The 12,800-nt window shown below is 64.1% G+C and carries 11 protein-coding genes; 6 read left to right on the top strand and 5 right to left on the bottom strand.

The genetic code is table 11. The features are described 5' to 3' along the window. The first annotated feature begins 43 nt into the window (after positions 1 to 43). The 4 genes from VGN93_RS04765 to VGN93_RS04780 all read left to right on the top strand — a co-directional run bounded on the left by VGN93_RS04765 (position 44) and on the right by VGN93_RS04780 (position 5,864). Positions 44 to 1,840 (top strand): acyl-CoA dehydrogenase C-terminal domain-containing protein, encoded by a 1,797-nt coding sequence (locus VGN93_RS04765; RefSeq protein WP_327506556.1) that lies wholly within the window; start codon positions 44 to 46, stop codon positions 1,838 to 1,840. A 66-nt stretch (positions 1,841 to 1,906) separates the two neighbouring features. Then, on the top strand, positions 1,907 to 3,115 hold the full coding sequence (locus VGN93_RS04770; RefSeq protein WP_327506557.1) for an acetyl-CoA C-acetyltransferase: 1,209 nt from the start codon (positions 1,907 to 1,909) through the stop codon (positions 3,113 to 3,115). Positions 3,116 to 3,262: 147 nt separating this feature from the next. Beyond that, entirely contained in the window at positions 3,263 to 5,473 is a 2,211-nt protein-coding gene (locus VGN93_RS04775; RefSeq protein WP_327506841.1) for an FAD-dependent oxidoreductase, read from the top strand. A gap of 214 nt (positions 5,474 to 5,687) precedes the next feature. Further along, on the top strand, positions 5,688 to 5,864 hold the full coding sequence (locus tag VGN93_RS04780) for a hypothetical protein (protein ID WP_319323869.1): 177 nt from the start codon (positions 5,688 to 5,690) through the stop codon (positions 5,862 to 5,864). Positions 5,865 to 5,939: 75 nt separating this feature from the next. Here the strand turns inward: VGN93_RS04780 and VGN93_RS04785 are convergent, their stop codons facing one another. From VGN93_RS04785 to VGN93_RS04800, 4 genes are all read right to left on the bottom strand, one after another. Further along, complete coding sequence (locus tag VGN93_RS04785; RefSeq protein WP_327506558.1) at positions 5,940 to 6,995, bottom strand: sensor histidine kinase; 1,056 nt, start codon at positions 6,993 to 6,995, stop codon at positions 5,940 to 5,942. Further along, positions 6,996 to 7,442: a response regulator gene (locus VGN93_RS04790; protein ID WP_319323871.1), complete on the bottom strand. Its 447-nt coding sequence runs from the start codon at positions 7,440 to 7,442 to the stop codon at positions 6,996 to 6,998. Further along, positions 7,439 to 8,935, bottom strand: a complete 1,497-nt coding sequence (locus VGN93_RS04795; protein WP_327506559.1) for a sensor histidine kinase — start codon at positions 8,933 to 8,935, stop codon at positions 7,439 to 7,441. Before VGN93_RS04795 ends, VGN93_RS04790 begins: the two co-directional genes overlap by 4 nt. A 115-nt stretch (positions 8,936 to 9,050) precedes the next feature. Next, the gene (locus VGN93_RS04800; RefSeq protein ID WP_327506560.1) at positions 9,051 to 9,932 is read right to left on the bottom strand and encodes a DMT family transporter; all 882 of its coding nucleotides are present in this window, start codon (positions 9,930 to 9,932) and stop codon (positions 9,051 to 9,053) included. 201 nt (positions 9,933 to 10,133) lie between these two features. On the opposite strand from VGN93_RS04800, the gene VGN93_RS04805 reads away from it, so the two are divergent. Both VGN93_RS04805 and VGN93_RS04810 read left to right on the top strand, forming a co-directional pair. After that, positions 10,134 to 11,039 (top strand): DMT family transporter, encoded by a 906-nt coding sequence (locus VGN93_RS04805; RefSeq protein ID WP_327506561.1) that lies wholly within the window; start codon positions 10,134 to 10,136, stop codon positions 11,037 to 11,039. A 94-nt stretch (positions 11,040 to 11,133) separates the two neighbouring features. Beyond that, positions 11,134 to 11,796 carry a helix-turn-helix transcriptional regulator gene (locus tag VGN93_RS04810; protein ID WP_327506562.1) on the top strand — a complete coding sequence of 221 codons (663 nt, stop codon included), beginning with the start codon at positions 11,134 to 11,136 and terminating at the stop codon, positions 11,794 to 11,796. Between the two features lie 71 nt (positions 11,797 to 11,867). Here VGN93_RS04810 and VGN93_RS04815 read toward each other — a convergent pair whose 3' ends face one another. Next, positions 11,868 to 12,749: a transporter substrate-binding domain-containing protein gene (locus VGN93_RS04815; RefSeq protein WP_413818722.1), complete on the bottom strand. Its 882-nt coding sequence runs from the start codon at positions 12,747 to 12,749 to the stop codon at positions 11,868 to 11,870. Positions 12,750 to 12,800: the final 51 nt, after the last annotated feature.

The raw sequence follows: 12,800 nt of genomic DNA on the forward strand, positions 1-12,800 counted from the left end.
AGGACCGGACTCATGTCCGTGGGATAGGTGAGGAACGCGAAAGATGCCGATCTACAAGGCCCCCGTGAATGACACGCTTTTCATCCTGAACGACGTTCTGGCGCTGGAGCGGTACAACAACCTGCCGGGCTTTGCCGACGCGACGGGGGACATGGTCGAGGCGATTGCCGGCGAGGCCGCGAAGGTGGCGGAAGAGGTGCTGTTCCCGGTCAACCTTTCCGGCGACCAGGAAGGCTGCATGCGGAACGACGACGCGACCGTGAAAACGCCGAAGGGTTTCAAGCAGGCCTATGACCTCTACCGCCAGGGCGGCTGGATCGGCCTTGCGGTTCCCGAAGAATTCGGCGGCCAGGGCCTGCCCTATGTGCTGCACACCGCCGTCGGCGAATATATGTCGTCCGCCAACATGGCGCTCACCATGTATCCGGGCCTGACGCAGGGCGCGATTGCCGCGATCCTCGTGCATGGCTCCGACGAGCAGAAGGCCGCCTATCTGCCGAAGATGGTGGAAGGCACCTGGACCGGCACGATGAACCTGACGGAGCCTCATTGCGGCACCGACCTCGGGCTTCTGCGCACCAAGGCCGTGCCGCAGGGCGACGGTTCTTATAAAATCTCGGGCCAGAAGATCTTCATCTCCGCCGGCGACCACGACATGTCGGAAAACATCGTGCACCTGGTGCTTGCCCGCATCGAGGGCGCGCCGGAAGGCACCAAGGGCATTTCGCTCTTCATCGTGCCGAAATTCATGCTGAAGGACGACGGTTCGCCGGGCACGAAGAACGGCGTCTCCTGCGGCGCGATCGAGCACAAGATGGGCATCCACGGCAATGCCACCTGCCTCATGAACTATGACGAGGCGACCGGCTTCCTGATCGGCGCAGAGAACAAGGGCCTCAATGCCATGTTCGTCATGATGAACGAGGCCCGCCTCGGCGTCGGCCTGCAGGGCCTGTCGATTGCCGAAATCGCCTACCAGAATGCCGCCAACTATGCCCGCGAGCGCCTGCAGGGCCGCTCGCTCTCCGGCGTCAAGAACCCGAACGGCAAGGCCGATCCGCTCATCGTGCACCCGGACATCCGCCGCACGCTGATGACCATCAAGGCCTGGACCGAGGGCGGCCGCGCTTTCACGCTCTGGACGGCGCTGAAATCCGACATCGCCCACCGCTCCGCCGACGAGAAGGAACGCCAGGCGGCCGATGACATCCTCGGCCTGATGACGCCCATCCTCAAGGGCGTGCTCACCGACAAGGGTTTCGACCACGCCGTCATGGCCCAGCAGGTTTTCGGCGGCCACGGCTATATCGAAGAACACGGCATGAGCCAGTATGTGCGCGACGCGCGCATCGCCATGATCTACGAGGGCGCCAACGGCATCCAGGCGCTCGACCTCGTTGGCCGCAAGCTCGGCATGAATGGCGGGCGCGCCGTCATGGCGCTCTTCAAGGAAATCGGCGATTTCTGCGAGGAGAACCGCGACGACGAAAAACTCGCCTTCTTCACCAAGCACCTCAAGAAGGGCTTGAACGACCTCCAGGCCGGAACCATGTGGTTCATGCAGAATGCCGTGGCCAAGCCCGACAATGCCGGTGCCGGCTCGACCGACTACATGCACCTCTTCGGCCTCGTCGTCGTCGGCTACATGTGGGCGAAGATCGCCAAGGCTGCCGAGGACGGCCTTGCGGCAGGTGCCGGCGAGCGCGAGGACTTTTTGAAGAACAAGCTGATCACCGCAAAGTTCTTCATGGAACGCCTGATGCCGGAAACGGCGCTGCGCAAGACCCGCATCGAGGCCGGCGCCGACACGACGATGGAATTGGCGGCCGAAGCGTTCTAGCCTCGAAGAATCAGGCGACCCATTGCGAGTTTGACGGCGCCCGGCGCCGCTAGGGAGAAGAGACCAATGACCGACGTCTTCATCTACGATCATGTGCGCACGCCGCGCGGGCGGGGCAAGAAGGACGGCTCGCTGCACGAAGTACCGTCCGTCCGCCTCGCCGCCAAGGTGCTGGAAGCGGTGCGCGACCGCAACGGGCTCGATACCGCCAAGGTCGACGACATCGTCATGGGCTGCGTCGATCCGGTGATGGATGCGGGCTCGGTCATCCCGAAGGCCGCCGCCTTCGAGGCCGGCTATTCGACAAGGGCACCCGGCATGCAGATCTCCCGCTTCTGCGCGTCGGGCCTCGACGCCGTCAATTTCGGCGCGGCGAAGATCGCGCAGGGCGCCGACGATATCGTCATTGCCGGCGGTGTGGAGAGCATGTCCCGCGTCGGCCTCGGCATGTCGGGCGGCTCGTGGTTCATGGATCCTTCGGTCAATTTCCCTGCCTATTTCATGCCGCAGGGTGTTTCGGCCGATCTGATCGCCACGAAATACGGCTTTTCCCGCGACGACGTCGACGCCTATGCCGTCGAGAGCCAGAAGCGCGCCGCACACGCATGGCAGAGCGGCTACTTCCAAAAATCCGTCGTGCCGGTGAAGGACATCAACGGCCTGACGATCCTCGCCCATGACGAACACATGCGTCCCGGCACCGACATGCAGGCGCTCGCCTCGCTCAACCCCTCCTTCCAGATGCCCGGCGAGATGGGCGGCTTCGAGGCCGTCGCCATCCAGGCGCATCCGGAAATCGAAGGCATCAATTACGTGCACCATGCCGGCAATTCCTCCGGCATCGTCGACGGTGCTGCCGCCGTGCTGCTCGGCTCGAAGGAGGGTGGCAACATCCTCGGCAAGAAGGCGCGCGGCCGCATCAAGGCCTTCGCCAATATCGGCTCCGACCCGGCGCTGATGCTGACCGGCCCGGTCGACGTCACGGAAAAGCTGCTCGCCCGCAGCGGCATGACGCTCGCGGACATCGATCTCTTCGAGCTCAACGAAGCCTTCGCAGCCGTGGTGCTGCGCTACTGCCAAGCCTTCGACATCCCGCACGACCGCATCAACGTCAACGGCGGCGCCATCGCCATGGGCCACCCGCTCGGCGCGACCGGCGCGATGATCCTCGGCACCGTGCTCGACGAGCTGGAACGCCGCGACTTGAACACCGCCCTCGTCACGCTCTGCATCGGCGCCGGCATGGGCACCGCGACGATCATCGAACGCGTCTGAGAAAGTGGGCCACGCTCTCTCCGGTCGTCATCCTCGGGCTTGACCCGAGGATCCACCACCCGGAGCGGGATGGTCGGGTCAAGCCCGACCATGACGGAGGAGAGGATAGCGTGTGAGGCCAGATAGATTTCAGGGAAGAGGAATCCCATCATGAGCTACACGAACTTCACCATCGAGACCGACGCCGACGGCATTGCTCTGGTCACCTGGGACATGCCCGACAAGTCGATGAACGTCTTCACCATCGAGGTGATGGACGAGCTGGACAGGATCGTCGATCAGGTCGTGGCAGACAGCAGCGTCAAGGGCGTGGTCATCACATCGGGCAAATCCTCCTTCTCCGGCGGCGCCGATCTTTCCATGATCAAGGCGAGCTTCGATCTCTTGAAGGATGCGCAGGCGAAGCACCCGGCGACCGCCGTCGAAAAGCTGTTCGAAGCGACGGGCCGCATGACCTGGCTGTTCCGCAAGCTCGAAACCTGCGGCAAGCCGTGGGTCTCCGCCATCAACGGCACCTGCATGGGCGGCGCCTTCGAGATGTCGCTCGCCTGCCATGGCCGCGTCGCCTCGAACGCCAAGTCGGTCAAGATCGCGCTGCCGGAAGTCAAGGTCGGCATTTTCCCGGGCGCCGGCGGCACCCAGCGCGTGCCGCGGCTTGCCAATGCGCAGGATGCTCTCCAGATGATGACGACCGGATCGTCGCTGACGGCTGCGCGCGCCAAGGCGATGAACCTCCTGCATCAGGTTGTCGAGCCCGACCAGCTGATCCCGGCCGCCAGGCAGATGATCAAGGATGGCCTGAAGCCGGTGCAGCCGTGGGACGAGAAGGGTTTCAAGGCGCCCGGCGGCGGCATCTGGACGCCGGCCGCGGCCCAGCTCTGGCCGGCAGCACCCGCGATCCTGCGTCGCGAGACGGCTGGCAACTATCCGGGCGCGCTCGCCATTCTCAAATGCGTCTATGAGGGCCTGCAAGTGCCCTTCGAGACGGGGTTGAAGATCGAGCAGCGTTACTTCACCCATATCCTCCAGACGACCGAAGCGTTTTCGATGATCCGGTCGCTGTTCATTTCCATGCAGGAACTCGGCAAGGGCGCGCGCCGCCCGGCGGGCGTGCCGAAGGCGGAGTTCAAGAAGGTCGCCGTCATCGGCGCCGGCTTCATGGGTGCGTCGATCGCCTATGTGACGGCGGCTGCCGGCATCCCGGTCGTGCTCGTCGACCGCGACCAGGAAGCGGCCGACAAGGGCAAAGCCCATTCCGAAGGCCTCGTCACCGGCGCCGTCGGCAAGGGCCGCATGTCGAAGGAGGACGGCGAGAAGCTGCTCTCCCTCATCACGCCGACGCCGGATTATGCCAATCTCGCCGATGCCGACCTCGTCATCGAGGCGGTCTTCGAGGATCGCACCGTCAAGAAGGAGGTCACCGAGAAGATCGAGGCTGTGTTGAAGGAGGACGCGATCCTCGCTTCCAACACCTCGACGCTGCCGATCACCGGGCTTGCCAAGAACTCGAAGCGGCCGGAGCAGTTCATCGGCATCCACTTCTTCTCGCCGGTCGACAAGATGATGCTGGTGGAAGTCATCCTCGGCAAGGAGACGGGCGACAAGGCGCTTGCCACCGCGCTCGACTATGTCGCGGCCATCAAGAAGACGCCGATCGTCGTCAACGACACGCGTGGCTTCTACGTCAACCGCTGCGTCTTCCGCTATATGGCCGAGGCCTATGACATGCTGATCGAAGGCGTGCCGGCGGCGATGATCGAGAATGCGGCGAAAATGGCCGGCATGCCGGTCGGCCCGCTGTCGCTGAACGACGAAGTGGCCGTCGATCTGTCCTACAAGGTCTTCAAAGCCGCCATTGCCGATCTCGGCGAACAGGCCGTCGATCCGCGTCATCTGGATCTCGTGACCAAGCTGGTGGAGGGCGAAGGGCGCCTCGGCCGCAAGGCCGGCAAGGGCTTTTACGACTATCCGCCGAAACCCGCCAAGAAGAAGCTGTGGCCGGGTCTGAAGGACCTGTATCCGCAACAGAAGCCGGAGGATGTCGATGTGAAGGTGCTGAAGGAGCGCCTGCTCGTCACCATCGCGCTCGAAGCCGCACGCACCATGGAAGAGGGCATCGTCACCGATCCGCGCGAGGCCGATGTCGGCTCCATCCTCGGCTTCGGCTTTGCGCCCTATACCGGCGGCACGCTGTCCTATATCGACGGCATGGGGGCGAAGGCCTTCGTGGCGCTCTGCGAAAAGCTTGCCGCCAGCTACGGCAGCCACTTCCAGCCGACGCCGCTGCTGAAGGACATGGCCGCCAGGGGCGAGACCTTCTATGGCCGCTTCGCACCGCAGGAAAAGAAGGCGGCCTGAACCGCCGAGGTCGCTTGCGGTCTATCGAAAGCGTGATCCGGCGGGTCGCTGCCGGATCACCACGGACGTGTCGTGCTCTCCGTCGCAAAGCGCATTTTCGGTCCCTGTTCCGCGCGGAACAGCGGGCGGCGGGGCGATGTGGGAAAGTCTGGTCACTGGATGAGAGAGGCTCATCCATCACAGAGATCAGGCCCAACCAATCAGGAGAGACCCCATGCGCAAGATCATCGTTTCCGCCACCGTCGCAATCGTCGCCGCCGTTTCCTTCGCCGCCCCGTCGCAGGCCGGCTACTACAGCTACGGCTACCAGCCGCATTGCTTCGTCAAGAAGATCCATTCCTACGACTACTACGGCAACCTGGTCGTCAAGAAGATCAAGATCTGCAAGTAAGCGTTGCCCCACTGACCTCCCCGAAGGCCCGGATGTTCCCTGCATCCGGGTCTTTTGCCGTGCAGGGTCAGGGTTTCACGCCGGGCGCGGGGCCTCGGCCATCTGCACCAGCAGTTCCGCCCGCGTGCCGACCGGGCGGGCGGCATAGGCGAGCTTGGCGCCGAGGCTGGACGCCATGGCGCCGATGATCTTCGTGCCGAGGCCGGTGCCGCGCACCGGGCCTTCGCCGCGCCAGCCGATGCCGTCGTCCTCGACGAAGAGCAGCGCGTTTTCGGAATCGAGGCGGGTGAAGCCGACGCGCACCTCGCCGCCCGTTTCGCCATAGGCATATTTGAAGGCGTTGGTGACGAGTTCCGTGACGATGACGCCGAGCGAGACGGCGCGGTCGGTCGGTACGTGCAACGGCTCCAGCGTGCGGTTGAGGCGCACATTGCGGCCCTGGCCCTGCATCGAGGTGTCGAGTTCGGACAGCAGCGTCGAAAGATAGGCGCCCATGTCGACATTGCGCACGTCTTCCGACGTATAGAGACGGCGGTGGATGCCGGCGATGGCGGTGATGCGGGCCTGTGTCTCGGAAAGCGCTTGGCGGACCGCCTCGTCGGAGGCGCTCGACATCTGTAGCCGGATAAGGGCTGCGGCGAGCGCCAGCGAATTGCCGACGCGGTGGTTGACCTCGGCGAGCAGCACCTCGGCGCGTTCCTTGGCGCGCCGGATTTCCAGCTCCGCCTTGAGTTTCGCCCGCTTCAGCTCGGCATTTTCCAACGCCTGGCCGAGCGCATTGGCCAGCAGCGGGATGAAATCGTCGCCGACCGACTTGATGACATAGTCGGCGGCCCCCGCCTTCAGCGCCTCGACGGCGACCTGGGCGTCGTTCGAGCCCGTCACATAGAGGACCGGCACCGCGCCCGGCGCATCGGCGAATTCCTTCAGGAAGGACAGGCCCGTGCCCGCCTTCAGGAAGTGATCGAGCACGACGGCATCGACGTCGCCTTCGGCCAGCAGTTCGCGGCCGCGCTCCAGGTCCTCCGCATGCAGCACCTCGTAGCCGAGACGGCCGAGCGCACGCTGGACGAGCCGCGCGAGGATCGGATCGTCGTCGATATAGAGGATGCGGACGGGGCCTTCCTTCATTTACTGCGTCTCGGGTATCTGGATGACCGAGAAGAACAGGCCGAGCTGGCGGATCGCGTGCGCAAAGCTCTCATATTCGACCGGCTTGGTGATGTAGACATTGGCGCCGAGATCGTAGCAGCGCTGGATTTCCCGCTCGTCGTCCGTCGTCGTCAGGATGACGACCGGCAGGCGCTTGGTGTGGGGGTTGGTCTTGATCTTCTGGAGAATATCGATGCCCGACATGTCCGGCAGGTTGAGGTCGAGCAGGATCAGCAGGAAACGGCCGGCGCTGGCGAGGCCGGAGCGGTCCTTGCCGAGCACGAAATCGAGCGCTTCCGTGCCATTGAGGAAAGGCACGACCTCGTTGTGCACGCCGGCACGGCGAATGTTCTTCTCGATGAGGCGCGCATGCCCCTCATCGTCCTCGATCATGACAATGGTGACTTCCTTGCCCAATCCGTTCATCCCTGCATACTCCTGACCAATTTACTGAGATCGGGCGGCAGACGCAGCACGAAGGTCGTCCCCTGCCCGAGTTCCGATCGAATGACGATATCACCGCCGAGATTGCGCATCAGTGAACGCACATGCGCAAGGCCGATGCCCTCGCCGGGTTTATCCTGGGCGCCGGAGCGACGGAAGAGTTCGAAGACCCGCTCGTGATCTTCCGGCGCGATGCCGCGGCCGTTATCGGTAAATTCGATGACGAAACCAGCGCGGCCGGCATTGCGAGCGCTGATGGAAATCCTGAGCGGCTTGTCGGGCGTGCGGTACTTGATGGCATTGTCGAACAGGTTGCCGAACACCTGTTCCAGTGATAGCCGGTCGGAGGTCAGCGTCGGCAGGTTGTCGGCGACGACGACCTCGCCGTCGGCTTCGCCGACCTGGTGGTTGACCGCGGCCGCCCCCGCCTCGGCGAGTGCCTTCAGGTCAACCCGCTCGACCTTAAGTTCCCTTCGCCCGTCGCGCGAGATCTTCAGGATCGCGTTGATCAGCCCGTCCATCTTCTTGGTGGAGGAGCGGATGAAGCCGATCGCCTCCGGCAGATCTTCGGACGCCGCGCGGCGGGCTTCGAGGATGTCGGCCTCGCTCGGCGACTTGCCGTCGGCGAGCACGTAGTTCTGGATGGAGGACAGCGAGGCCTGGAGCTCACTGGTGAAGCCCATGATGTTGACGAGCGGCGCGCGCAGGTCGTGCGTGACGATATAGGCGAAGCGCTGGACCTCCTGGTTCGCCCGGATCAGCTCCTCCGTGCGCTCGTCGACGCGCCTTTCCAGCGTGGCGTTCAGCGTCTCGACCTCACGCCGGGCGACGACGATGTCACGGGTATATTGCGCGACGACCAGGGCCGCACCGCCCATGACGCCGATGATGGTGATCGCGCCGATCACCGTCGTCCATCGTAGCGCGCCGGCCGACCACAGCGTATCGAGCACGCCCTCCTGCAAGCGGAGATCGGCATCGGCCATGATGGCGCCAAGCTGATCGCGAAGCTCATCCATCAGCAACCGGCCGCGATCGGTCTTGACCTGTGCGACAGCGCTCGCCGACTGCCCGTCCTCGACAGCCGCCACGGTCTCCGCGAGTTCCGCGAGCTTGTCGGTGACAAGACGTTGGATCTCGGACAGGCGCTCGGCATAGTCGGGGAAGCCGGCGACCTTTTCAGCGAAAGCCTGCTGGCGTTCCGCCACGCCTTTCAACGCGTTGTCATAGGGCTCGCGGAAACTCGCCTCGCCGGTAATGACGAAGCCGCGCTGGCCCGTTTCGGCGTCCTTGAGCGTGGACAACAAATCTGCGGCGGCGCTACGCACCTCGCGCACCTCCACCAGTTCAGCGAAATAGGTCTGCACCTTGCTGACAAGCCACAGCGACGTGCCCACGATGCCGAGCAGCGCGATCATGCCTGCAATCAGCAGGATAACGGTCGAGCGCACGAATGCGGCGTTCGAAATCGGCATTCCACCCCCGGTTAGAGCCGTTTATTCGCGGCGACAATATCGTTATGGCACCGGCTTGCAACCGACCGGAGCCAAGAATACGGGGATTCTTTTGGTCGTTTCGCCACTTAACGGCTCAAACCCGTGCCCGGAACCGACCGGCGAACCGTTCGCTGGCAATGATGATCATGCCTGCCGAAATGATCAGCACGGCGCCGGCGAAGACGTTCGAGCCGGGCACGTCGCTCCAGATGAGATAGCCGAGCCCGAAGGCCCAGACGAGCGAGGAATATTCGAAGGGCGCGAGCACGGAGACCGGCGCCCGGCGCATGCCTTCGAACATCGCGAACTGGCCGATGCCGGCCACCACGCCCGTTCCCGCCATCAGCGCGAGATCGGTCGCCGAGATCGGCAGCCAGACGAAGGGCATGGCGACGGCCGTATAGAGCACGAAGAAGCCGCTCGATATGGTCATCTGCACTGGGGTGCGCTCTTGCAATGCGGTCTTGCGCAACAGCACCGTCGCGATCGCCCAGAAGACGGCGGCCTGCAAGGCCAGATAGACGGGCAGTGACAATTCGAGACCCTTGACCGCCACCCCGCAGGCAATGACCACGCCGACGAAGCCGGTCGCCACCGCGAGCCAGCGATAGCCCGGCACCTTCTCGCCGAGGATCGGCACCGAGAGGATCGTCATGACGATCGGCGAGGCATAATAGAGCGTCGTCAACTCGGCGAGCCCGAGATCGCGCGCGGCGGTGTAGTAGGAGAGCCAGGCGGCGAGAAGCAGCAGGTTGCGCAGGAAGAGCGGCATCAGCACCGGCGAATGGCGCGCGCTGCGCAGAAGCGGCCGCCCGCCCCAGGCAAGACAGAGCGCGAAGATCGTGACGCTGCGCACGAAAAGGATCTGCCAGACCGGCAGCGCCGCGACGAGCCATTTGACCGACGCATCCTGCACGGAAAACAGGAAATAGGCGAAGGACGTCAGCAAAATGCCGGAAGTGACCGTCTTGTGCACGGAAAGGACCTCGAAAGCGCGACGAAGCCGCGTTTTTCCTTGATAGCCTGCCGTTCGTTCCGGCGAAAGTGGCTGAAAATCACGGGGGAGGAAATTTTTCCCACCCCGTCACGCCGCCTTTCGCGACCGCCCAAGAAAAATCCGCCCGGACGCCAAGTTTCAGCGTGCAAGCGGGGCGGGACGGGTATATGCGCGGAAACCATGGACTCCAAACGACTAGGCTACGTCTTCACCCTGCTCGCGATCTTGATCTTCAGCCTGCAGGATGCCATCTCGAAACATCTCGGCAGCGTCTATCCGCCGGTTTTCATCGCCATGATGCGGTTCTGGGCGTTTGCCGCCTTCGCGATCGTGCTCGGCGCGCGCAGCCCGGGCGGATTGCGGGCGGCGGCGGCAACGAAACGGCCGATCCTGCAGATCATGCGCGGCGCCATCCTCGCCTTCCAGATCGTCGTCACCATCACCGCCTTCACCACGGTCGGCCTCGCCCACTCGCAGGCGATCCTGGCCTCGGGGCCGATCTTCGTCGCGCTGCTCTCGATGCCGCTGCTCGGCGAGCGCGTCGGCTGGCGGCGCTGGACGGCGATCGGCATCGGCCTTTGCGGCGTGCTGATCATCGTGAAGCCGGGCGGCAGCACCTTCGATCTCAGCGTGTTGCTGCCGCTCCTCTCCGCGCTGATGTTTGCGATCTATGTCATCGCGACCCGGCTCGTCAGTCGCGACGACAGCGCCTCGACCAGCTTCTTCTATATCGGCGTCGCCGGCGCGGTGGCGATCTCGCTCGTCGGCCCGTTCTACTGGACCAACCTTGCGCCCCTCGACTGGGTCTGGATGGGGATCGTCTGCATCACCGGCATGTCGAGCCACTATTTCCTGATCCGCGCCTATGACCTGCTCGATGCGGCCGCCGTGCAACCCCTCACCTATCTCCAGGTCGTGCTGGCGGCGATCGTCGGCGTCAGCGTCTTCGGCGAAACGCTGAACCTCAACATGGTGGTCGGCTCGGTGATCGTGGTCGGCGCGGGCATCTTCACCATCTGGCGCGAAAGCGTGGTGGCGCGGCGGCGGGCGGCCGAAAATCCGTCCGGAAACGACACAGGAAAATAATCCTTTTTTCTTTACTCGGAAACCGTCCTTCGCTATGCTTCTGGGCAATCGGACCGGCGCGTGCCGGTCCGTCGCCTTGGCAGGGTTTCTCAATATGTTCTCCCACGACCGGATCTGGGCGGCAATCGACGCCCTCGCCGAGCGCAACCGGCTCTCCCCGTCCGGCCTTGCCCGCCGCGCCGGGCTCGATCCGACGTCCTTCAACAAATCGAAGCGACAGGGCGTGGACGGCCGCCAGCGCTGGCCCTCCACGGAATCGATCGCCAAGGTGCTCGACGCGACCGGCGCCTCGATCGACGAGTTCTTCACGATCTCCGACATCGCGCGTGATATCGCCCTGCCGCAGGGCGCCTTTCCGCCGCAGACCGGAACCATTCCGCTGCTCGGTTTCGCGCAGGCGGGCGCCGGCGGCTTTTTCGACGATGGCGGCTTTCCCGCCGGCCAGGGCTGGGACGTGGTCGAATTCCCCGCCGGGCCTGAACGCAAGGCCGGCGTCTATGCGCTGGAGGTGCAGGGCGACAGCATGATGCCGCTCTATCGCGACGGCGACGTGCTGATCGTCGAGCCGGGCGCGCAGGTGCGTCGCGGCGACCGCGTCGTGGTGAAGACCCGCGAAGGCGAGGTCATGGCCAAGGTGCTGCACCGCCAGAGCCCGCGCACGATCGAGCTCGTCTCGCTCAATCCCGAGCACCCAAACCGCAATTTTGATATGGACGAGGTAGACTGGATCGCCCGCATCATCTGGGCGAGCCAATAGGGCGAGGGTCCTTAGAGTGTCTCCGCAATTCCCGACGCAAAACCGCTGTACACTTTTGCTGGAATTGCTCCTTAGCCACCATAGAGATTGACCGGGAAATAGCGCAGGTAGATTTCCTGCAAACGACCGTTGCGCGACAGCGCCAGAAGCGCGTGGTCGATGGCGCCGGCGATCGCCGTGTCCTCCTTGCGGAACATGATCGTCAGGCCTTCGCCGAGGAACTGTTCCGACACGTAAGGCCCATCGAACAGGCGGCAGCAGCCGGCGGATTCCGTACCGTTCGTCCAGAAGGCGAGTTGCATGCCGTCGCCGAAGACCGCGTCCACCTTGCCGTCCTTGAGACTTGCGAGCAGCGCTGTGCGATCGGGAAACACTTCGGCTTTCAGGCGCGGGAAAAATGCCTTCAGCATGGCCTCGTGCGCGCTTGCCGCAACGACCCCCACCCGCTTGCCATCCAGGAACGCCGCCGTCTCGCCGGCCGGCGGCGCCTTCTTCGTCACGGCAAACCGGGCCGGCAGGCGCATGAAGGGGCGCGAGAAGAGGAAACGCTTGCGCAGATCAGCGGTGACCGCCACGCCCGCGGCGACCGCCTCGCCATTGCCGTCGACCAGCGCCTTTTCCAGCTCCGGGAAGGTCACCGCCTGGATCTGGCACTTCTCCGTCAGCGCCAGCTCCCGGCAGACCTCGCGCACCAGATCGACATGGAAGCCGGCGAGCTTGCCGGTCTGGTCGATGAAGTTGAACGGCGGAAAATCGACCGTCGTCAGAAACCGCAGGCGCACGATACCCGACAGATCCGGCCGCGCGATGCGCTCGCGCGTGTCGAACAGGATCGGCAGGTCGACCGCCGAGCGCTCCTGCGCCGCAGCGACCCGCGGCGTCATCACCGCCATCAACAGGCAAAGCGCAAGAAGCCTATAGATTTTGAGGGGTGAAATTTCGCTATGTCTCATTATAATCAACTTAGAGTTAAAAAAGGGTAGAACCGATAAACGGGAGCGATA

Origin of the sequence: Shinella sp. (genome assembly GCF_035998705.1) — a bacterium.
Classification (GTDB): Bacteria; Pseudomonadota; Alphaproteobacteria; order Rhizobiales; family Rhizobiaceae; genus Shinella.

Excerpts from the sequence above, each read along its gene's own strand:
- VGN93_RS04815 (WP_413818722.1), bottom strand. The coding sequence starts at position 12,749 with ATGAGACATAGCGAAATTTCACCCCTCAAAATCTATAGGCTTCTTGCG.
- VGN93_RS04785 (WP_327506558.1), bottom strand. The coding sequence starts at position 6,995 with ATGAAGGAAGGCCCCGTCCGCATCCTCTATATCGACGACGATCCGATC.
- VGN93_RS04770 (WP_327506557.1), top strand. The coding sequence starts at position 1,907 with ATGACCGACGTCTTCATCTACGATCATGTGCGCACGCCGCGCGGGCGG.
- VGN93_RS04810 (WP_327506562.1), top strand. The coding sequence starts at position 11,134 with ATGTTCTCCCACGACCGGATCTGGGCGGCAATCGACGCCCTCGCCGAG.
- VGN93_RS04765 (WP_327506556.1), top strand. The coding sequence starts at position 44 with ATGCCGATCTACAAGGCCCCCGTGAATGACACGCTTTTCATCCTGAAC.
- VGN93_RS04795 (WP_327506559.1), bottom strand. The coding sequence starts at position 8,935 with ATGCCGATTTCGAACGCCGCATTCGTGCGCTCGACCGTTATCCTGCTG.
- VGN93_RS04805 (WP_327506561.1), top strand. The coding sequence starts at position 10,134 with ATGGACTCCAAACGACTAGGCTACGTCTTCACCCTGCTCGCGATCTTG.
- VGN93_RS04790 (WP_319323871.1), bottom strand. The coding sequence starts at position 7,442 with ATGAACGGATTGGGCAAGGAAGTCACCATTGTCATGATCGAGGACGAT.
- VGN93_RS04780 (WP_319323869.1), top strand. The coding sequence starts at position 5,688 with ATGCGCAAGATCATCGTTTCCGCCACCGTCGCAATCGTCGCCGCCGTT.